The organism is Paenibacillus sp. sgz302191, assembly GCF_057749925.1.
Map to the genome: position 1 here is coordinate 161,139 of NZ_JBYLHY010000005.1, position 21,118 is coordinate 182,256.

Below are 21,118 nucleotides of genomic sequence, written 5' to 3' on the forward strand. Positions count from 1 at the left end.
ACGGAAGGTGGACCAATGATATGAAACCGTTGCAAATATCACCCGAAACAGCACAAAAGCTGGCCGAACAGCTGAAAGTGCCGTTAGAGCATCTCATGCACATGCCTCAGCATATTTTGCTTCAAAAACTTGCCGAGTTGGCCAAAGATCTTCCGTCTCCGAACAGCGGCGACAAGAAACCGGAGTAGTTCTTTGATACCATTCGCTAATACATGGCCGTATGAAATTATTATGAAAGATGTGTATGTGACGGAATGCCCGTTCTGCCATAGCCCCAATGTGCTGCTGCCGCTCAAAATCCATGAACTGGAATCCATTCGCGAAGGAAAGAAAAAGCTGCTTGTGTTCCCCTGCTGTCATAACAAGCTGACGGTCATCGATACGGACCGCGATTATTTATTGGCCGACCGCCGTCTGCGTTAGGCCTTAATCGCAGCTTCCGGGCTTAAGGAGTAAATTGGCCCTTATGAATGAATACCTCGCCCCGCTTACTAACGCTTGCCTACTAGTCACTCTCAACTATATCGCCCTGAAAATACGCGGCAAAATGATTATCGAACCTTACGAAGGGCTGCTCGCTCCCCTGCTGACAGGAATCGCCAGTATGCTTATGATGCTGGAGCCGCTGCCTGAGGCACTCGGGCTGATCGATTTGCGGTCGCTGCCCATTTTTATGGCCGGCCTGCAGTACGGACTTCCCGGAGCTCTGCTCTCCACCCTTGTGCCTGCCGGTTTCGGTCTATTCCGGCAGGAAGACAACGGGATTTCGGTTATCGTACAGGAACTCGTCATTCCCGCTTTGTTAAGCGCTTTTTTTCATAATAAAGAATACCGCCGCGGTTTTCTGGACATCCCGGTGCGTCATGGCGTGCAAATCAGCCTCCTCGTCTTTGTCGCGAGGCTGCTGATACATGTTTTCAGCGAACCTGTCTTATCCTGGGATTATGCGGCGAATCAGATTTTTATGCTCCTTATCGCATCGGCGGCTTTCATTGTGCTGATTGTGATGTTCAATGACGAGAACACAAGCTGGCGGCTCCAGCGGCAGCTTGAAATACAGGCGAACCAGGACGGCTTGACCCGGCTTCCGAATTTGCGCAGCTTCACCGCCATAGCCGAAAACGTAATGAAAAAGCGCAAAATATCAATTTTCATGATCGACATCGATAATTTCAAACATTTTAACGACCAGTTCGGCCATCTGGAAGGTGATCAGCTGCTGCGCGATATCGGCGCTTTGCTCAGAAATTCCATCCAGGAGCAGGATTATGCGGCACGCTACGGCGGGGAAGAATTTATATTGCTGAGCACGGAGACCGATCCCGACCGGGTTGTCCGGTACGCTGACCGGCTTTGCCGGACGGTAGCGCACCATTTTCGCGAGAGCCGCCCGGATTCAACCATGCCGATAACGGTATCGATCGGAATCTCGACGGCGCGGTCGGTCCAGGATGAGCTGCAGCGCATCGTTTCCGAGGCGGATCAAGCCTTGTATGCGTCCAAGCATTCCGGCAAAAACCGCGTCACCCTGTTTGACGGCCCGACAGACCTGACAAGCCAGACTGGCCATGAAGCAAAAATGAACGCTTACTGATTCCGGGAGCTTCCAGTCCCTTCAGAATCGATAAGCGTTCATTTTGTTATTGCAGGCAGATCCGCCTCAAGCATGCTTCATTTCTTCCGGCAGTTCCAATCTGGAGGCGAGCATGTCCTCACGGGTGGCGACCCACTGCTCGCGGCTGGCGCGAATCATCGCGGCATCCATAATTTTGCGGTCGTTGATAACCCGTGAAAACCATTTGACCGCTTCATTATAGCTGCTCAACCGCCGGTTCAGTTCGCCCAGCAAAAACATCAATCTGGCGTTGTTCAGATCCATTCCTTCGCTTTCGAACACGTTTACGTAGGCGTCCAGCGCATAGGCCAGGAAGCGTTTCTCCTGCTCTTTATCTTCCTTGGAACGATAAAGCCAGGCGATATGATGCAGAAGTCCTGCCACCACCCGCGGCTTCTCCTCCTTGATCTGCGCGCAGAGCAGCGCCAGCTTGTAGCTTCGCAGCGCCTCTTCCCAAGTGCGCTCCCCGCCGAAATCGCGCATCGACCAATTTTTCACCACTCTGTCATGGAATTGTTCTTTATGCACGGGCTTCCAACTGCCGGAGAAGTTCTCGGTATGCGCGTATCCGCAAAAAGGACAGATCCGGACTACATAATAATCGGGATTCGTACCGTTATAATGCACGCAGAAATCCGTATCGGTTTGCTTCGCTTTTTTGAAGCTGGGACGCACTTTGGAAGTTTTGAACGTATTGTCGCAGTATGTGCATCGCACATTGATTTCGTAAAGTGGTTCGACCATGGGGGCCACGCCTTTCTATTCCGATTCGGGCGTATTGACAAAGTGATAAGCAGATCCTTTCAAACGTTCCAGCAAAAAGCTTCTAAGGTCCTGCGGCAAACCGATTTCCTCCATAGCCTCGGACATGCAGCCCAGCCACGCATCCGCCCGCTCGACCGTAATCGGGAACGGCATGTGCCTGCCCCTCATCATCGGGTGCCCGTATTGATCGGAGTACAAGGAAGGCCCTCCGAAAAACTGGGTGAGGAACAAATACTGCTTCTCCATCACAGGTATAATATCTGCGGGGAACAGAGGCGCAAGCAGCGGGTGCTGCTGTACTTTCGGATAAAAGGCCTCCACGAGCTTGCGGATCGTCTCCGCTCCCCCCATCGCTTCATAAATCGTATCGCGTTCCTTATCTGTCATTTGTTTCAAACCTCTCTAACCGGTAGCAGTCTAGTAATTCTCCCAATCTTCATCCGCTGCGTTCATTAACATTTCTCTGATGACGAACACAAAAGCACATACGAGAAGTCCGGCGATGACACTTGTCATATGAATCACTCCCGCGGCCCAAGATATAAGACTTTATTCAATACGCTACTTAGTTCTATTTTACCATAAAAACCGATAGAAAACAGTCCAAAGTCCAATTTTTCAGAGCGGAATGTATGTCCACCCCCACTCATATATTTGATGTGTAAGCTTATGTTCAGCTTTTAGGAGGCGCTGTCCCATGCAAAATCGGAATGTTACCTCGGCTTTTCTTACCGCCTTTGTCGTCATGGCGATCGGCACATGCCTGTTTTTTTTCCCGAAGGAAGGGCTGGAAGCCGCTTTGCGCGGGGTATCCATTTGGTGGGACGTGCTCTTCCCGGCGCTGTTCCCGTTCTTTGTCATATCGGAGATTATGCTCGGCTTCGGCATCGTCCATTTTTTCGGGGCGCTGCTCGATCCGATGATGCGGCCGGTCTTTCGCATTCCCGGCATCGGCGGCTTCGTCATGGCGATGGGCTTTGCCGCCGGCTACCCGGTCGGCGCCCGCTTGACTTCCCAGCTTTGGGAACAAAAGCTGGTGAACCGCGAGGAAGGCGAGCGGCTGGTCGCCTTCACCACGAGCTCGGACCCGATCTTCCTGATCGGAGCCGTGTCCGTCGGTTTTTTCCATGATGCCGGCCTCGCCGTCATTTTGGCCGCCGCGCATTACGGCGGCTCCGTGCTCATCGGCATCATGATGCGGTTCCACGGCCGGAAGAGCGAGCCGTCGCCGCAAGCCCCCAGAACCGTAGGAAACATCTGGGGCCGGGCGTTCCGGTCGATGCACCGGGCCAGGCTCGCTGACGGACGGCCGATCGGCGCATTGATGAGCCAGGCTATTTTGCAATCGCTCAACCTGATTTTCGTTGTCGGCGGTCTCGTCGTCTTTTTTTCCGTCGTGCTGGAAGTGCTGACAACCGCTCATGTCATGAACGCCATGTACGTGCTGATTCGGACTCTGCTTACGGCTTTCGGCCTGCCGAGCGAGCTTTCGCAAGCGGTGATGAACGGCTTGTTCGAAGTTACCCTCGGGGCCAAAGCCGCCGGTGCCGCTGCAACCAGCCTCGCACTCTCGAGCAAGGTCGCGATCGCCGCTTTTATTTTGTCCTGGGCCGGGCTGTCCGTTCATGCCCAAATCGTCAGTCTGCTGAGCCATACGAATATGCGGTATTTGCCCTTTTTCACCGCCAGGCTGGCGCACGGCTTGCTGTCCGCCGCACTTGTACTTGTCATTTGGGAGCCTATGCAGCAATTTCGCGCGCAGACATCCGTATTTTTACCCGATTTCGATACGGCATCCCCCCTTTCCAGTTTTGCCAAACAAGTGCTGCCCGCAAGCGGAACGGTATTCATTGCCGCTCTTGCAGTCATCGTGCTGCTGTTTGCCGCATACTCCTTTCTTAGACTGATGTATGAAAAGGTTGGTGGAACAAGATAATATGGGTAATCATGAAAATTCAAACAAAGGAAGAGGACAGCAAAATATGCAAGCTGCGTTTACTTCAGGTGCAAGAACACTTCCGCCGGCCATCCAGCGCCTTTCGGACATTGCATATAATCTTTGGTTCAGTTGGAACCATGAGGCGCTGCAGCTCTTTGAACGCATAGACGCCGCCAAATGGGAGCAATCCGGGCACAATCCGGTCCGCCTGCTGGAGGAGCTGGACGGTTCGCAGTTGGAAAGCCTCGGCCGGGATGCCGATTTCCTGGAAGCCTACGGCCGCGTAACCGCACAGTTGGATGCATACTTGAATGGCAGCACCTGGTTTCAGGAGAGCTACGGGGATAAAGGCTTCGTGCAAATCGCCTACTTTTCCGCGGAGTTCGGCTTTCACGAGTCGCTGCCGATTTATTCCGGCGGGCTCGGCATTTTGGCCGGGGATCATTGCAAGTCGGCCAGCGATCTCGGCCTTCCTTTGACCGGCGTCGGGCTGTTGTACAAAAAAGGCTATTTTACGCAAAGGCTCGATGCTTCCGGCGGCCAGCAAGCGGAATTATTTTATTATGATTTTGCCAAGCTCCCCGTTCGCCCTGCGCTTATAGACGGGCAGGAGCTGATCGTGTACGTCGATATGCCCGGTCGCTCGGTCGCCTTGAAGGTATGGAACGTGCAGGTCGGAAGAAACTCGGTATATTTGCTGGATGCCGATCACGGCGCCAATAGCGCTGCCGATAAGGAGCTGACCTCCCAACTGTACGGAGGCAATCAGGACACGCGTATTTCCCAAGAAATATTGCTCGGAATCGGCGGAGTCAAAGCGCTTCGCGCGCTCGGCATCTATCCGAACGTCTATCACATCAACGAAGGCCACGCGGCTTTCCTGGCCCTTGAACGGCTGAGAGAGCTGCTGAAACAGGGCCTGGCTTTTCATGTCGCCGTGGAAACGGTTCGCGCTGCAACCGTCTTTACGACGCATACGCCGGTTCCCGCCGGGCATGACGCTTTTCCTGTCGGGATGGTGGAGCATCATCTGGGGCCACTTTTCACCGAGCTCGCCGTTAACAAGAGAGAGATCGTCGAGCTTGGGCTCGATAAGCGCACAGGGCTGTTCAACATGACCCATCTCGCCTTGAATACGTCCGCGCTGCGCAACGGCGTCAGCAAGCTGCACGGGCAAGTTTCCCGCGAAATGTTCCGCGAATTTCACGGCAACATCGAGCCGGGCGAAGTGCCGATCGATGCGATTACGAACGGCGTTCACCTCGATACGTGGATGGCTCCCGAATGGAAGGAGCTGCTGGACCGTTTTCTTCCCGGCTCGTGGAAAATCCGCCAATCGAGCCCGCAGCAGTGGGAAGGGATCGCCATCATTCCGGACGAATCCATCTGGAAGGTGCACCAGCAGCTCAAAATGAATATGATCCGGTTCGCGCGCCGCAATTTGATGGAACAGCGGAAGCGCAACAGCGAAGCGGCCGAGCGGATCGACGAGGTGCGGCAGTACTTGAATCCGAAAGCGCTGACGATCGGCTTCGCCAGACGGTTTGCCACCTACAAGCGGGCGAATCTTGTTTTTAACGATTTGTACCGGCTGAAAAAGCTGCTGAACGACCCCGACCGGCCGGTTCAGTTCATCTTTGCCGGCAAAGCGCATCCGGCCGACCATCCCGGCCAGGAGCTCATCCGCGAAATTTATCGCGTGTCGCAAATGAAAGAGTTTGCCGGAAAAATCGTCATGCTCGAAAATTACGACATCAACATGGCCCGCTACCTCGTCCAAGGAGTCGACGTATGGCTGAACAATCCGCGGCGCCCGCTTGAAGCGAGCGGAACGAGCGGCCAAAAAGCGGCGATGAACGGAGCGATCAATTTCAGCGTCCTCGACGGCTGGTGGGAGGAAGGCTACAACGGTTCGAACGGGTGGGCGATCGGTTCGGCGGGCGAAGCGGATTGGGCCGCTCAGGAAAGAGAAAACACGGCCGCTATTTATCGCATCCTGGAGCAGGAGATCGTCCCGCTTTATTACAATCAGGGGGATGTGCCCCACCAGTGGATCAGCCGCATGAAGCGTTCGATGGAAACGCTCAGCCCGGCCTACAACACGCATCGGATGGTACAGAACTACGCGGAGCTCACTTACCTGCCGACATCCGACCGCGCCAAACGCTTCGCCCGGGACGGATACGACCTTGCGGTCAAAGTCGCCGATTACAAGCGTTTTATCAAAAACAACTGGCATCACGTAAAAATACTCGCGGTTGACGACCGCTCCGCCAAAAGATCGACAGAGCTGCCTCTTGGGCAAGAGGGCCAGCCGGCCATGAAAGAGATTTCAGCGGACGTCTTTTACGGTCCCGTATGGCCGCCGGACACGGTCGTGGAAATTGTTTACTACGAAGAAAAAGGCGGCGCGTGGGAGCAGGTCATCGTCGCTATGGAGCCTTCGGAGCCCCTCCTGCAGGAGACGCAGCGGTATAAAGCGGTGATACCCGAGCATCTTTTGCACGGGCCCCATTTCTCGGTCCGCGTCCGGCCCATCAGCCCGAACTTCGCCCACTCCTACGAGCTTCCTCTGGTGACGAGCACCTTGCACAGATGATGCCTGTTATGCGCGCCTGGCGAGCGGGAACCGGCGGCGCGGCAGGGTTCCTTCGCCACGGGTTCAATCCTGCTGATGATGCACATTCTGAGCACTTGGCAAGCGTGACCGGCGGGCTGAAGTGCTTCTTCGCCACGAGCTCACTTTCGCTGATGAATGCCTAGGGAGTGTAGCCGGCCGAGGTAGCTACCAGCGGTGCGTATCTTCTGCGAGAGTTCCAATCTTCGTAATTTCTTCGCTCGAACGAGGCCATTCGGATACGTTCCGGATGGCCTCGTTTGCTTGGAACGTGCATCCGCAATCGTTTTTTTCGCGGCACCTCATCTTTTATTTGCGGACTGGCGCTCAAACGGTTCTGACAAGCAAAGTTTGTCTTCTTAAGCCATGGTTATTCGATGCCGGTTTTATTTGCTGTTTGCTCGCTGGAATGCCTCGTTCCTGTGCCGTCAAAGTTGGCCCTGACAGTTGCGAAGTTTTTGGCTCGGCCTACAAATACAGTAGCTTGGCTCAACCTGCGATACAGCTGCTTGCCCCGGACCAAAAACCTGCAAAAGTGCAGGCTTTTGGGGCGGCGGAGGCTCGTTTGGCAGAAATACCTGCAATTGTGCAGGAATATTCGCTCAAAGTGGCTCTGGGCCTGAATTTCGGCGAAAAAAACTGCATTTTTGCAGGAATTATCCCGAGCCACGGTATCTGGGAGCAAAAAGATGTACTTTTGCAGGTTTTCTGCGCATAGCCTGCTCAGTTCTTGGCCCGGCCTGCAAATACAGCTGCTTGGCTCAACCTGCAGTACAACTGCTTGCCCCGGACCAAGAACCTGCAAAAGTGCAGGCTTTTGGGGCGGCGGATGCTCATTTGGCAGAAATACCTGCAATTGTGCAGGAATTTTCGCTCAAAGTGGCTTTGGGCCTGAATTTCGGCGAAAAAAACTGCATTTTTGCAGGAATTATCCCGAGCCACAGCATCTGGGAGCAAAAAGATGTACTTTTGCAGGTTTTCTGCGAATGGCCTGCACGCTCGCACGGCCTACTGCAACGATGCAAAACAGCTTTGCAAGCGGGGGCGCGGCCCTCACACTCTGCTGCACGGACGGTTTTCATCGTTCCATGCAGAGATGGGTGCTTTGCGGGCACGCGCGCCGCGCCCTCACACCGTGCCGCACGGATGATTTTCATCATTCCGTGCCAATCCCCGGCCCGCCGCAGAGCCCTTCTCTGCAGCCGCCGGCGGCTTTCGTATTCAGCCCCTTTCCTTATTTCATTTAATTGATTATTATGAAAGTAGTTGTCACGTTATGTTCGTGCCGATGATGTATGTAAATCTGCCTGCTTGGTGATGCTATGGACTGGAATAAGCTGCTAGAATTGGGGCTCTTGAAACCGAACGCCGAATGCCGGCTCATCATCGTCGGCGAAGCGAAGGATGGACAGCCCTTTTGCTATGAGGAGAGCTTTACCGTAGAGAAAATCAGCGAGTCTTCTTTTACCGTTTTGTTGGAACTGCCCGGACTTTATCCATTCGAAAAGCTTGAACATGTCACATTCATCGAGTTTTCCCTCCGGGACCGGAGCCTCCTGTATGCGGGTTCTGTCGATCTGATCCAGCTGGACAACAAAAAAACGTGCTGCATTCTGACGCTCTCGATACCCGATGACATTCATATTCATCAGAGCCGCCGGCACAGCCGCATCAAGTTGTCCGTCAGGACGCCGATTACGCTTCAGGTCGTCGGCATACGCGGAATATCCGCCCGCAAAGGGGTCGCCTTTACCGGCCAATTGCTTGATATCAGCGCAGGCGGCCTGTCGTTCATTACGACGAACCGGCTGTTTTATCCGTTGTTTTTGGAGGTAAGCTTCTTTTTGCCCCAGCATCCGCAGCCGATCTCGGCATTTTGCGAAATTGTCCGCGTAACGAGTTTTAGCCATGATTCTTACCGGGTCGCGGCCGAATTTAGAAATACATCCGAATCCATACTTGGGCAAATCGAAAGCTACTGTTTGGAATGTTAAGGAGGAAAAATTTTGAAATACAATGTGATTGACCGGGGCGATGAAATTTCTCAGGAGTTGGCGGAACGTTTTCATTTTATTGCATCTCACCATGGAATGCCAAGAGACGAGGAAAATCCCGACATCGTCCTTTCGATCGGCGGAGACGGCACGATGCTTCAGGCGTTCCATCAATATGTCGGGAAGCTGGACAGCATCGCTTTCGTCGGCATCCATACGGGGCACCTGGGCTTTTTTGCCGATTGGAAGCCGTATGAGATGGATCATTTGGCGGCGCTTATGCTCAACACTGCAGGCCCCGACGGGCTGAGCATCGTTCAATATCCGGTGGTCGAAATCGAAATTACGACAGCGGCAGGCGTCGAAACTCACCTGGCGCTGAACGAGTTTACGCTGAGAGGCATCGAAGTTTCCCTGGTGGCCCGGCTGGACATTAACGACGAGATGTTCGAAATGTTCCGCGGAGACGGCATTTGCATCTCTTCGCCGGCCGGCAGCACGGCCTATAACAAAAGCTTGGGCGGCGCGATGGTTCACCCTTCGCTCGAAGCGATGCAAATCGCGGAGATCGCCTCCATCAACAACCGCGTGTACCGCACGCTCGGATCGCCGATTATTTTGCCCAAGCATCACCACTGCGACATTTATCCGAAGGCGAACCAGAACATGCTCTTATCCCTCGATCATCTTTATATGCAGCGCAACGACGTCATATCGATCCGCTGCCGCGTAGCCGCCGACGTCAAGGTCAAGTTCGCCCGCTTCCGCCCGTTTCCTTTTTGGAACAGGGTCCGCGAGGCGTTTATCGGCTTCGATGTCAAATAGCCGCGCTCAAAGCCCGGCAGCGCGCAAGCTGCGCCTGCCGGGCACACGGCTCAGGCGGTTCAGACGTCTCAGGCATACACCGGAAGGCTGATCCGAAATGACGTCCCTTCCTCCTGCTTGCTCTGAATCTGAATCGAGCCTCCATGCTGTTCGATGATTTTGAAGCTGACCATTAAACCGAGACCGTTGCCTTTTTCCTTCGTCGTATAAAAAGGTTCCCCCAAACGGCGGATGCTCGCCTCCGCCATGCCGCTGCCCTGATCCGTAATCTGCACGACGACGGAGCGTTCGCTCTGCAGCAGCTCAACCCGGATTTCCCCTCCGTTCGGCATCGCTTCAATCGCATTTTTGATCATATTGATGAATACTTGTTTCAACTGGTTTTCATCGCCCCTGATCCCCGAAGCCGGCAGCGGGCAAAAGTACGCAAGCTGCACCCCGTTCAAAATCGCCTGCGCCTCCAGCAGCGTTATGACCTGCTTTAGCATCGGGCCCAGATCGATCTCCCGCACGTTCATCTTTTGATCCGGCTTGGCCAACACAAGCAGTTCGCTGACGATCAGCTCAATTCGGTTGATTTCGTCGAGCATAATGTCGAAATGTTCTTTTTTGCCCCCGGCGCCGGACTGGATAAACTGCAAAAATCCTTTCAGTGACGTAAGCGGATTGCGAATCTCATGGGCAATTCCGGCTGCCAGTTGGCCGGCGATATTCAGTTTCTCGGAAGCTTTCAACAGCTCCTGCGTATGATTCCGTTCGGTAATATCCCGCAAAATCGTATGTACAGCCGGTTCGTTCCGGTAAGTCGTCGGCAGCGATTTCACTTCCGCGTGGATAACGGACCCGTCAAAACGAATGAACTTATGTTCCAGCAGTTCCGGGACTCCGCCCTGCTCGACCTGCCGCAGCCTCTCGGCGATAACGTCCAGATCGTCGGGATGAATGCAGCCGGACGCCCGCTCCAGCACCTCTTCCTTGGACTTCGCCCCGAGCAGCTTGACGGTCGTAGTGTTCACATACAGCCACTTTCCCCCCGAGCTGATAATTACCGCGTCGGGCGAATGCTCAACCAGTTCCCGGTAGCGCTGCTCCTGCTCTCTCAGCTCGTCCTCCGCCAGCCTGCGGTTCGTAATATCGCGGGAAATGCCGAATACTTTTTCGATCCCGCCCTGCTCATTCCGTATCCCTTTGATCAGAGACTCGAGCCAGACGTAGCTGCCGTTCTTGTGGCGCATTCTGAACGTGTACAGCATTGTATCGGAAAAACGGAAAAACTCCGTTTCCTTAATACGGCGCAGGTCGTCGTCATGAACGAAATCCAGCACCGGCAGTCCGATAATCTCATCAGGCTCGTAGCCCAGCAGCGCAGGCAAAGCGGGACTTGCATAGCGGAAAGTGCCGTCAGCCGATACGTAGGCAATCAAATCCTGCGCATGCCCGGTAATGATGTCGAACAGCTCCTGGGAAAGCTTCAGCTGCTCTTCCTGGCGCTTTTGCTCCGTGATATCGCGGAATACGCAAATCGTCTCTATGGGCTCGCCATATTCGTTTTTGACGACGTTGCAGGTCACTTCGATCCAAATGAAGCTGCCGTTTTTGCGGATTAACCGAAACCGCTCCTGTGTCTGTTCGGGAAATTCCCGCATGTTCTGAAAAAATGAAACAATCTCTCCCGCATCGTCGCGGTGAATGATCGACCACGCCTCTTTGCCTTCCAGCTCTTCCGGTTCGTAGCCCAGCATCGGCTTCAGAACCGGGGATGCATACAGGAGCCGGCCATCCACGGAAATGCGGCAAATCAGATCCAGCGAGTGCTTGATTAAAAGCTCGTAAGTATCGTGGAGCCGCCCGCTTTGCTGCAAATAGACGAAAAACACAGGCCGGTCGTCTCCGGTTTGCAGAGACAAGTCGATCGTCGTACCGATCGAATGCCCTTTTTTATGTATGAACCGTTTGTGAAACCGGCAGGAGCTGCGGGCGCCCGTTTGCAGGGCATCCATGCAGGCGGTTTCAAAATCATGGTCCTCTGTCGGCGAAATGCTTTGAAACGTTAAAGCGAGCAGTTCATTTTCCGTATATCCGGTAAAGCGGCAAAACGCTTCATTGACATATATCCAGCGGCCGTCAAGATCGGCGATGCCAATCCCGTCAGGGGCCTTTTGAATCACGCTTTCGATAGGCAATTGCTGCGGCATCCTCATGACTCGTACTCCTCATCATTGTGCACGATTAGGCTTCCTAATATTAACCAAAGCATAAGACGAAAGCCGCCAATAATCAATAACAAGTTAAAAAAAAGTAAACCTTGGAAGAGGTTGCCTTCACAAGGTTTACTTGAATTCGGAGCACAGCGCTCAAACTGTCGTTGCCGCCGTTCCCTGAGCCGCCTGATTTTTGACGTTGACTTTCTCGATAATAAAATAAGCGCAGCCGAAATTGCAATATTCGTTTAAATAATCCTGCAAAGAAGCGATCGAGCTTTCCTTGGTCGCTTTCGGGTGATTTTCCTTAAAAAAGCCCCGCAGCCGCAATTGATTGTAGCCCCAATCGCCGACAATATAGTCGTAGCGCTCCAGCACTTCGCTGAACCGGTCCCGGAATACCTCGAAGTTCCAGCCGTTTTTGTGGTCGGTAACAAGCTCGTATGTTTTATTCGCTATGTGGATCATGCCAGGAACGTATTCCCCTTTCTAAGATCCGGAAGCAGATTGAACCTGCTCATGGGCATGGTAGGAGCTTCTCACCAGCGGGCCTGACTCTACATGTTTGAAGCCTCGTTGCATGCCTTCTTCCTTCAGCGTGGCAAACTGCTCCGGCGTATAATATAGCTTGACTTCCAAATGCGTCGGCGAAGGCTGCAAATACTGCCCGATCGTCATAATGTCGCAACCGACGGCGCGCAGATCGTCCATCGTCTGCAGCACTTCCGCCCATTCTTCCCCGACGCCGAGCATAATGCTCGATTTGGTGGGAATGCCCGGAGCGATGCGTTTGGAGCGTTCGAGAAGCTCCAGAGAACGGCGGTATTTCGCCTTGGAACGGACCCGGTCGGACATGCGCTCTACGGTTTCAATGTTATGGTTCAAAATGTCCGGCTTCGCTTCCAGCACGGCAGCCAGCGAAGCTTCCCGGCCCAGAAAATCGGGAATGAGCACTTCGACGGAGCACAGCGGCATTTTGCGGCGTACCGCCTTGATCGTCTCGGCGAAAATCATCGCCCCGCCGTCTTCCAAATCGTCGCGGGCGACCGAGGTGACGACGCAGTGCCTTAGCCCCATTTGCAGCGCGGCATCGGCCACGCGTTCCGGTTCCTGCAGATCCAGTTCCGTCGGCAGCCCCGTCTTCACGGCGCAAAAGCGGCAAGCCCTCGTGCAAATATCCCCGAGGATCATGAACGTAGCCGTCCGGTTCGCCCAGCACTCGTGAATATTCGGGCATTTCGCCTCCTCGCAAACCGTATGCAGCGTCTTGGAACGCATCATCGATTTGATTTCCTTGAAGTTGTCTCCGGTTGTAAGTTTGATTTTGAGCCAGTCTGGTTTTCTCTCTAAAGGTTTTGTAGGCATCCGTATCCCGCCTTTGTTATATGGTTTCTCATCCTGTCCGGACGTCTGCTTGGCATACTCCCGCGTTCAGGCGCGGCTTGATCTCATTATAGCATGAAAGCTTGACAAAACAATCCACTTTGACTTCCAGTTATGATACACTATGATGGATGACCAAAACAGCCGGCCGAGCAATTTGAAACAGAGCTGTGTGGGAGGGAAGAAAGATGAGCATAACAGAAGCAACGCGCGCGAAAGACCGTCGCCTGGGGGAAATTTTGCAAGGCATGGGCCGCGTGCTGGTCGCTTTTTCGGGCGGCGTGGACAGCACGTTCGTGCTGCAGCGCGCCAAACAGGAGCTGGGCGATCAGGTACTCGCCGTCACCGCAGCGTCCGAGACGTTCCCGACACGGGAATTTGACGCAGCCGTTGAGCTTGCGGAGCAATTAGGCGTCCCACTGTACAAAACAGAGGTCAAGGAGCTGGAAAATGCGAGTTTCGTCGCCAACAATCCGGACCGCTGCTACCATTGCAAGACGGGACTGTATTCACATTTGCAGCAATTAGCCAAACAATTAGGCTATCCTTATATTTTGGACGGCTCGAACGTAGACGATCTCGGCGACTATCGTCCCGGACTTCAGGCCAAGAATGAGCAAGGAGTAAGAAGCACGCTCCAGGAAGCCGGGCTGACCAAAGACGAAATCAGGCAGCTTTCCAAAGAGCTTGGGCTTCCGACCTGGAACAAGCCTTCGTTCGCCTGCCTCTCCTCGCGGATTCCTTACGGAACGCGCATCGAGAAGTGGAAGATCGATCAGCTCGACGAAGGCGAGCATTTCCTGATACAGCTTGGCCTTTATCAGGTGCGCGTCAGACACCATGACAAGATCGCCCGCATCGAAGTCATGCCCGACGAAATTCATAAAGTGCTCGAGCACCGCGACGCCATTTACGAGAAATTCAGCAAGCTGGGCTTCGCCTATGTGACGCTGGATCTCCAGGGCTACCGCACGGGAAGCATGAACGAAGTGCTTTCCAAGGAAACGAAAGAAAAGGTGAAAGAAGCGTCCCTATGATGGATTTGGAAAAAATATTAAAGCTGGTCCAGACGGGCGATCTGGACGTAGAAGAAGCCAAGCGGCAAATCATCAAGGACGGAACCGGTTCCGCTGGCGGCACCGGCACCCTGGACCTTGGATTTGCCCAGCTTGACATCGAGCGCGAGAAGCGGACAGGCTTCCCCGAAGTGATCTTCGGGGAAGGCAAGACCGCCGAGCAGCTCGAGGCGATTTTCCGGCGGCTCACGGAGCACACCGACCGCGTGCTTGCCACGCGGGTCGACGCAGCCAAAGCCGCCCATGTCGTCGCTGCCGTGGAAGGCGTCAGCTACCACGAAACCGCACGGGCGCTGACCTGGTTCAAGCGCCCGATGCTCAAGGTCCACGACGGCTACATCGCCGTCGTGTGCGCAGGCACCTCCGACCTCCCCGTAGCGGAGGAGGCCGCTCTTACGGCGGAATGCCTGGGCAGCCACGTCGAACGGGTGTTCGACGTCGGCGTCGCCGGCATTCACCGGCTGTTCCGCCGGCTGGATCTCATTCGCGGTGCCAACGCGATTGTCGTCGTCGCCGGCATGGAGGGCGCGCTCGCCAGCGTCGTCGGCGGGCTCGTCGCGAAGCCGATCGTCGCGGTGCCGACGAGCATCGGCTACGGCGCGCATCTCGGCGGCGTCGCGCCGCTGTTGTCGATGCTGAACGCCTGCTCGCCGGGCATCTCCGTCGTCAACATCGACAACGGCTTCGGAGCCGGGTACTACGCCGGCCTCATCAACAAAAACATGTCAAAAAAATCATAAGGCAGGAGAGCCTATTATGCGAATATTGTATTTGGACTGCTTCTCCGGCATTAGCGGCGATATGACGCTGGGCGCTTTGGTCGATGCGGGAGCGGATCGCGCTTACATCGAGGAAGAGCTGACCAAGATCAAGCTCGAGCCTTACACGCTGGAATGGAAGCGCGTCGTCAAGCGCGGCATTTCGGCAATGAAGCTCGACGTCATGCTCGACCCGCAGCATCCGCCGAAGCATCACCGCCATTATTCGGAAATCGCGCACGTCATTCGGCATGCCGGCTTCAACGAGCGGGTGACCGCTCTCGCCTTGGCGATCTTCGAAAAAATCGGCATTGCCGAAGCGAAAATACACGGAATTCCGGTCGAAAAAGTACATTTTCACGAAGTCGGAGCCATTGACTCCATCGTCGACATCGTCGGCGTCGCGCTGGCCATCGACTCGCTGCAGATCGAGCGCATTTATGCGTCCCCGGTGCCGCTCGGCTCGGGCACGATTCATATCGACCACGGCATCTACCCCGTGCCGGCCCCGGCTACGCTGGAGATGATGCGCGGCCTGCCCATCGCCTCGACGACGTACAGCCTGGAGCTGACGACGCCTACAGGCGCGGGCATCATTTCGGGCATCGTGGATGAGTTCTCCAAGAGCTTCCCGCCGATGATCGTAGATTCCATCGGGTACGGGGCGGGCACCCGCGATTTGCCGAAACAGCCGAACGTGCTGCGGGTCGTCGTCGGCAAAGCCGATCCTTTTATCGGCAAGTGGCAGATCACGCACGAGCATCTCGCTCATGAGCACGGCCATGCGCATACGCTTGAGGATCATCATCACCATCATCATGAGCATGGACATTCTCACCATGAGCACCATGAGCACGGTCACAGTCACGATCACGGACATGGGCATCATGAGCACGATCATGGGCATGACCACCATGACCACCATGACCATCATACTCACGGGCACGACCACAGCCATCCGCACGTTCCGGCTCCCGGTGAGCTGGACAAGCACAGGCATACCGGAACTTGCAGCGAAAGACATTAACGATGGGCCGCCTGCTCCGCTGCGCGTGACCCTAATAGCAAACGCCTCTTCCCGCACGTCAGGAGGAGGCGTTTATATGTTCGGCCATAAACTGTTTTCTCGCTTCGTCGTACACGCGTTTCAAGGGCACGTTATGCCGCTTGGCGATCTGCTCGCATTCCTTGAACTCCGGCGCATACTGCACCAGCTTGCCTTGATGGTAGCCGACCTTGACGGTCAACGGCCCCCATGCGGTCTGTACATGTCGGAATTCTCTGGCCAGACGATGGCAGGAAGCGTGCATGTAGCGAATGCCCAGCGTCGTCGTTTCACTGAAAATAACCTCCTCGACAGCCTCCAGCACGCCCGCATCGACAAGCACGTTCAGCATGACGCCGGGCCTGCCTTTTTTCATAATAATCGGAATGACATACACGTCATTGGCCCCGGTATCGAACAGCTTGTCCATAATATAAGAAACCCACTCGGGATTCATATCGTCCAGATTGGCTTGAATCAGCAGCATGCCGTCGTCCACATGCTCTTCCCTGTGATTGAACATACCCTCTCTCACCTCTTACCCGCATCATAGCAAAAAACGGCACCTTTGGAAACTCGGTACGAAACTGTTCACCGTTCGTGATAAAAATTCCATGATTGGCGCATGCTAGGAACTGACATTCCAGGAAGGATGGTAGAGATGAAAAGCAGACATGTTTGGCCGCGGGCTCTCGTTCTCAGCTGCCTCCTCATCGTAACCGAACCGGGCATGCAGGCGGATAAATTGCAGGCGCAAAGCGCTCAAACCGCACAGTCGGCGGCCCCCGTTTCTTCAAAAGACATGAAAAAAATCGCGGCGGACCGCAAAGAATTATTCGAAAAAACAAGTCTTGTCACGGGCATCCCATGGACTTACTTGGCCGCCGTCGACCAATATGAGCGGAGTTTGAATATCGCCCGCAAAAGGCCTGCGCGCCAAGGGCTGTTAAACATTTATTTTGCCGAAGCCGAATGGAGCGGTTTGCTGAACCCTGATCAGCAGGATACGAATCCGCATTCGATCGCGCTGTTTCACGGCTATGGCCGGGACGGCTCCGGCGACGGCGCGGCCGACCGCAATAACGATATGGATGTGCTCGCTTCGATGACGGCCATCATCAGCAAGGACGGGACCCGCGAAGACGATATGCAGATCAATTTGTGGAATTATTATCAAAATACTTTGAGCGTGCAGCGAATCAAGCAGTTTGCCCGGATTTACAGCACTTTTGGCACGCTTGATTTGAACGAGCACGCGTTCCCGCTTCCTTTGCAGGCCGATTATTCGTATCGCAGCACTTGGGGAGCAAGCCGGGGCTGGGGCGGCGACCGGATTCATGAAGGCACCGACCTGTTTGCCAGACACGGCGTCCAGGTACGCAGCACATGCTATGGCATTATCGAGGAAAAAGGCTGGAATCCTTACGGCGGCTGGCGGATCGGAATCCGCGATGTGGATAACATTTACCATTATTACGCGCATCTGTCCGCTTTCCAAAAAGGGCTCAAAGAGGGCGATATCGTCAAGCCCGGGCAGCCGATCGGATGGGTGGGCAGCTCCGGCTACGGCAAACCCGGCACATCGGGCAAGTTTCCGCCTCACCTGCATTTCGGCCTTTACCGCGATAACGGCTTGAACGAGTGGAGCTTCGATCCGTATCCGTACTTGCGCAAATGGGAGCGGGAAGAGAGCGCCCGCTTGCAAAGCAAGTAAAACGGCAGTCCGGGCTGATCGTCCTTAGTGGGACGAGGGCTCGGACTGCTCCTCTTTTTTGTCGGCGGACGCCGGTACATCGGCCTTCGGGACGGCTGCGCCCGACTGCGGCTGGACGGGGAGCGACAAATTCGGAGGAACGGCATCTTTGCTGCTGCCAACCGGGTTGCCTTTGTTGTCAAAATAGTAGGTCGGCACATCGCCGACGACCAGCGAGTAGGAAATCGGAATTTCCGTTTCGACGATTTCCGAATCCGAGTCGAACGGAATAATGACGGACACCTCGGCAATGATCCGCACATACACCTCGAACAGCACCATGTTGATGCCTGCGTTTTGCGAGCGCGTGTTCAAATCCACCTTCACGCTGCCGACAGGCAGCAGGCGGATCGGAACGTCCGGACCGAAAGACGCCAGGACGGCGCTGTTCATCGCCATCCCGAGCGGGATGTGCTCCGAAACGGAGCGAAGATTTTTCAGCTCGCTCTGCACGGTGTTGACCGTCTCCGAAGTAATCCGCATATGTTCGGCGTAATTCAGCATAAACCCGGTAATTTTCCCGTTTTTATCCGTTTTCCAATCCATCAGCTGCTCGGCGTTCACCTTCCTTGCAACGTTTTCCGCGATTGCCCTGTTGATCGATTCCGTCGCGATTTGCTTGATGCGCACCTTGGCCAAATTCATCAGCGGAGGACGCAAATTGCGCTCCACGAACGCGAACGATTGAACGGCAAACAAGACAAAGATGAGAAGCCCGATGAGCAGCACCTTTTTGCGGCTTACTTTGCCCGTCGGCCTGCTTCTCCACCGCCGTCTTCGCAGCATCCGATTCCCCCCTTAGCCTGCTTGTCATTACTACCACTTTATGCGGCGGCAGGCCAAAAAAGAAGGAAATCGCCGCTGCCGGGCAGCGCCTACAGCCGGAAGGCTTCCTCGATCTCCCTGATTTTTCCGGAATCGATCGGGATGATAGATCCCAGACATTCGGTGGCGATGACGGCTTTGGCGCTGTACTCCGCCACTTCGAGCCGGTCGAAGGCGTGCAGCAGGCTGTGCCCGGTGGCGATGACGCAATCGTTCTCCGCTATGACGACCGGAACCTCCTTCGTGAACATTGCGGCAGTCTCCCGGGGAGATAGGAACGTCGCGCCGAACGGCAGTTTGGGCAGCCCCCTGAGCAAAATATAGCTCTCGGGAATCGTTCTCGAATCCAGTTTCGCATCCGTGACGGCAAACGCCATAATATGGGGCGGATGGGCCATAATGATCGATTCGATATGCGGCTGCATTTCATAAATATACTGGTGCAGCAGCACCGAACGGCTCGGGACTTTGCCGGCCTCCTTGCGCCCGTCTTCGATTTTGACGAGGTCTTCGGCTTCCAGGTATTTGCGGTCCCGGTTGTACGGCGTAATGACGAACGAACGCTCGTCGATCCGCTGGGAGAATGTTCCCTGGGTGCTGGTGAACAGTTTCTGATCGTAGGCGCGCTGGATGAACTTGCACATGTCGCGGCGGATTTCTTTTTCTTTTGTCGTGCAGCGGTCGGGAACGAAGTCCGGGATGGACGCGGCAGGTTTCGTCCCGAGCTGCTCCGGAGCCAAAGTTTGCAGCGTTCCGATCCGCCGCGCGTTAATTTCCAGTCTGGCGCAGTAATCAAGCGTCTCAAAAGCCATGAACGCCTCGAACAGCGTCCGTCCGCCGACGACAACGCCGTGATTTTCAAGCATTACGGTGTTTATCCCCTGCTCGAAAACAGCCGCAATGTTTTCCCCCAGCCGTTCGCTGCCGGGCAGGCCGTAGGCCGCCATCCCTACTTTGCCGCAAATCAGATGATCGCTCGGCAGCACGTAAAGATTCGGAATTTTTCGCACGATGCTGAATGCGACGAGCGCAGGCGGGTGAGCGTGAACGACCGCCCTGAGATCGTTTCTTTTGCGGTAAATAAGCTTGTGGAACGGGTACTCGCTCGAAGGCTTATGGTGTCCGACTACGGTTCCGTCGGGCTTTACGCACACAATGTCGCGGCGGCTCAGCTCACCCTTGTCAATGCCGGCAGGCGTAATCCACATATCGCCGTTATCGTCGAGAATGGAAATGTTTCCTCCCGATGTCGTCGTCATCCCGTACCCGTAAATTCGTTCCATCATCATCAAAATTTGATCGGCCGGATGCAGCAGTTCGTCCTTCATGCTTCCTTCCTCCCCGGTTCGCTAATTTTCGTAAAATCGGCGGCGGCGCTGCCGCCTGTTGTTTCCTTTCGGTAAGCCAGTCCGTATATTCCCGCTACAAACAAAGCTCCGCCGATCAGGTTGCCCAAAAAAACGGGCGCAAAATTGCTCGCATAAGCGCTCCAGTTCGACTGCCCGGCGAAGATCGCGGCGGGGATCACAAACATGTTCGCCACCACATGCTGAAACCCGATCGCCACAAACGCCATCGTCGGAAACCAGATGCCGCCTATTTTACCCGCGCCGTCCTCGGCGCCGTAGGACAGCCAAACCGCAAGGGCGACGAGCCAATTGCAGCCGATCCCCGACAGCAGTGCGGCCACAAACGGCTCTTCCGTTTTGACATGCGCCAATTGGGCCAGCTTTTGGACAAAAACCCCCTGTTCGGTCAATCCCGCCAAATGCCCGAACGCGTAGGCGACGAACAGCGCTCCGGCAAAGTTCGCCACCGTAATGACGGCCACATTCCAGGCCGCGCTCCTCAAGCTTATCCGCTTGGCCAGGTAAGCGGCGGGTACCGCCATCATGTTGCCCGTCAGCAGCTCGCCGCCGCCAAGCAAGGTAAGAATCAGCCCGAGAGGAAACAGCGCGGCCCCCATTAATCCGCCGACCCCGCTCCACAAAGGCGGAAACGCGGCACTTACCCTGATGTAAAGCAAAAAGCCGAGCGAAATGTAGGCTCCTCCCAAAAAACCGAGCGAGAGCTGGCGTCCCAGGCTCATATGCGCCTTCTTTTCGCCGGCGGCTGCAGCATATTCCCAAATGGTCTCAGGCTTCGCAAACCCCATACCGCACGCACCTCCAACGAAGCTTTCTCGACCTCAGTATAGAAAAAAAGCGCGCCATAGTATGTGAAAATTATCACAATCATAGACGAGAAAAAAGGATACGGACTCCCGCCGCTGCCGCGGGAATCCTGTACTGAAGGACGGTCGTTACCGAAACTATGAGCTGA

General features: G+C 55.0%; 21 protein-coding genes. 12 read left to right on the forward strand and 9 right to left on the reverse strand.

The window, feature by feature from the left end; translation table 11 throughout:
* Positions 1–20: 20 nt before the first annotated feature.
* From AC3G2T_RS09285 to AC3G2T_RS09295, 3 genes are read left to right on the forward strand one after another with little or no spacing between them, the layout of a single operon-like run.
* Positions 21–188: a YycC family protein gene (locus tag AC3G2T_RS09285; protein ID WP_474680034.1), complete on the forward strand. Its 168-nt coding sequence runs from the start codon at positions 21–23 to the stop codon at positions 186–188.
* 4 nt (positions 189–192) lie between these two features.
* On the forward strand, positions 193–423 hold the full coding sequence (locus AC3G2T_RS09290; protein ID WP_474680033.1) for a hypothetical protein: 231 nt from the start codon (positions 193–195) through the stop codon (positions 421–423).
* A gap of 43 nt (positions 424–466) precedes the next feature.
* Positions 467–1,594: a GGDEF domain-containing protein gene (locus AC3G2T_RS09295; RefSeq protein ID WP_488435248.1), complete on the forward strand. Its 1,128-nt coding sequence runs from the start codon at positions 467–469 to the stop codon at positions 1,592–1,594.
* Positions 1,595–1,660: 66 nt separating this feature from the next.
* On the opposite strand, the gene AC3G2T_RS09300 is transcribed toward AC3G2T_RS09295, so the two are convergent.
* A complete protein-coding gene (locus tag AC3G2T_RS09300; RefSeq protein ID WP_474680031.1) occupies positions 1,661–2,359 on the reverse strand; it encodes a DUF2225 domain-containing protein in 699 nt (232 codons plus the stop codon).
* Positions 2,360–2,374: 15 nt separating this feature from the next.
* Positions 2,375–2,767, reverse strand: a complete 393-nt coding sequence (locus AC3G2T_RS09305; RefSeq protein WP_488435249.1) for a globin domain-containing protein — start codon at positions 2,765–2,767, stop codon at positions 2,375–2,377.
* Positions 2,768–3,077: 310 nt separating this feature from the next.
* Here AC3G2T_RS09305 and ylbJ point away from each other — a divergent pair, with 310 nt between their 5' ends.
* The 5 genes from ylbJ to AC3G2T_RS09330 all read left to right on the forward strand — a co-directional run bounded on the left by ylbJ (position 3,078) and on the right by AC3G2T_RS09330 (position 9,755).
* The gene (ylbJ, locus tag AC3G2T_RS09310) at positions 3,078–4,316 is read left to right on the forward strand and encodes a sporulation integral membrane protein YlbJ (RefSeq protein WP_488435250.1); all 1,239 of its coding nucleotides are present in this window, start codon (positions 3,078–3,080) and stop codon (positions 4,314–4,316) included.
* 46 nt (positions 4,317–4,362) lie between these two features.
* Positions 4,363–6,918, forward strand: a complete 2,556-nt coding sequence (gene glgP, locus AC3G2T_RS09315) for an alpha-glucan family phosphorylase (protein WP_488435251.1) — start codon at positions 4,363–4,365, stop codon at positions 6,916–6,918.
* 268 nt (positions 6,919–7,186) lie between these two features.
* A complete protein-coding gene (locus tag AC3G2T_RS09320) occupies positions 7,187–7,654 on the forward strand; it encodes a hypothetical protein (RefSeq protein WP_488435252.1) in 468 nt (155 codons plus the stop codon).
* A gap of 604 nt (positions 7,655–8,258) precedes the next feature.
* A complete protein-coding gene (locus AC3G2T_RS09325) occupies positions 8,259–8,930 on the forward strand; it encodes a PilZ domain-containing protein (RefSeq protein WP_488435253.1) in 672 nt (223 codons plus the stop codon).
* A gap of 12 nt (positions 8,931–8,942) precedes the next feature.
* The gene (locus tag AC3G2T_RS09330; protein ID WP_474680025.1) at positions 8,943–9,755 is read left to right on the forward strand and encodes an NAD kinase; all 813 of its coding nucleotides are present in this window, start codon (positions 8,943–8,945) and stop codon (positions 9,753–9,755) included.
* Positions 9,756–9,823: 68 nt separating this feature from the next.
* Here AC3G2T_RS09330 and AC3G2T_RS09335 read toward each other — a convergent pair whose 3' ends face one another.
* The 3 genes from AC3G2T_RS09335 to lipA form a co-directional block, all read right to left on the reverse strand.
* Complete coding sequence (locus AC3G2T_RS09335) at positions 9,824–11,956, reverse strand: PAS domain S-box protein (protein WP_488435254.1); 2,133 nt, start codon at positions 11,954–11,956, stop codon at positions 9,824–9,826.
* Between the two features lie 153 nt (positions 11,957–12,109).
* Positions 12,110–12,424 (reverse strand): YutD family protein, encoded by a 315-nt coding sequence (locus AC3G2T_RS09340; protein WP_474680023.1) that lies wholly within the window; start codon positions 12,422–12,424, stop codon positions 12,110–12,112.
* A gap of 21 nt (positions 12,425–12,445) precedes the next feature.
* Positions 12,446–13,327, reverse strand: a complete 882-nt coding sequence (gene lipA, locus AC3G2T_RS09345) for a lipoyl synthase (RefSeq protein WP_474680256.1) — start codon at positions 13,325–13,327, stop codon at positions 12,446–12,448.
* Between the two features lie 200 nt (positions 13,328–13,527).
* Here lipA and larE point away from each other — a divergent pair, with 200 nt between their 5' ends.
* From larE to larC, 3 genes are read left to right on the forward strand one after another with little or no spacing between them, the layout of a single operon-like run.
* Positions 13,528–14,376, forward strand: coding sequence for an ATP-dependent sacrificial sulfur transferase LarE (larE, locus tag AC3G2T_RS09350; protein ID WP_474680022.1), 849 nt, complete (start codon positions 13,528–13,530; stop codon positions 14,374–14,376).
* Complete coding sequence (gene larB / locus AC3G2T_RS09355; RefSeq protein WP_474680021.1) at positions 14,373–15,155, forward strand: nickel pincer cofactor biosynthesis protein LarB; 783 nt, start codon at positions 14,373–14,375, stop codon at positions 15,153–15,155. The genes larE and larB overlap by 4 nt, the downstream gene beginning before the upstream one ends.
* A 16-nt stretch (positions 15,156–15,171) precedes the next feature.
* Positions 15,172–16,200 (forward strand): nickel pincer cofactor biosynthesis protein LarC, encoded by a 1,029-nt coding sequence (gene larC, locus AC3G2T_RS09360; protein WP_488435255.1) that lies wholly within the window; start codon positions 15,172–15,174, stop codon positions 16,198–16,200.
* Positions 16,201–16,258: 58 nt separating this feature from the next.
* Here the strand turns inward: larC and larC2 are convergent, their stop codons facing one another.
* A complete protein-coding gene (gene larC2, locus AC3G2T_RS09365; protein ID WP_474680019.1) occupies positions 16,259–16,741 on the reverse strand; it encodes a nickel pincer cofactor biosynthesis protein LarC2 in 483 nt (160 codons plus the stop codon).
* Between the two features lie 138 nt (positions 16,742–16,879).
* On the opposite strand from larC2, the gene AC3G2T_RS09370 reads away from it, so the two are divergent.
* Positions 16,880–17,932, forward strand: coding sequence for a M23 family metallopeptidase (locus AC3G2T_RS09370; protein ID WP_488435256.1), 1,053 nt, complete (start codon positions 16,880–16,882; stop codon positions 17,930–17,932).
* Between the two features lie 24 nt (positions 17,933–17,956).
* On the opposite strand, the gene yunB is transcribed toward AC3G2T_RS09370, so the two are convergent.
* The 3 genes from yunB to AC3G2T_RS09385 form a co-directional block, all read right to left on the reverse strand.
* Entirely contained in the window at positions 17,957–18,757 is an 801-nt protein-coding gene (yunB, locus tag AC3G2T_RS09375; RefSeq protein WP_488435257.1) for a sporulation protein YunB, read from the reverse strand.
* Between the two features lie 89 nt (positions 18,758–18,846).
* Positions 18,847–20,124, reverse strand: a complete 1,278-nt coding sequence (locus tag AC3G2T_RS09380) for a class II aldolase/adducin family protein (protein ID WP_488435258.1) — start codon at positions 20,122–20,124, stop codon at positions 18,847–18,849.
* Positions 20,121–20,951, reverse strand: coding sequence for a formate/nitrite transporter family protein (locus tag AC3G2T_RS09385; protein WP_488435259.1), 831 nt, complete (start codon positions 20,949–20,951; stop codon positions 20,121–20,123). The genes AC3G2T_RS09380 and AC3G2T_RS09385 overlap by 4 nt, the downstream gene beginning before the upstream one ends.
* Positions 20,952–21,118: the final 167 nt, after the last annotated feature.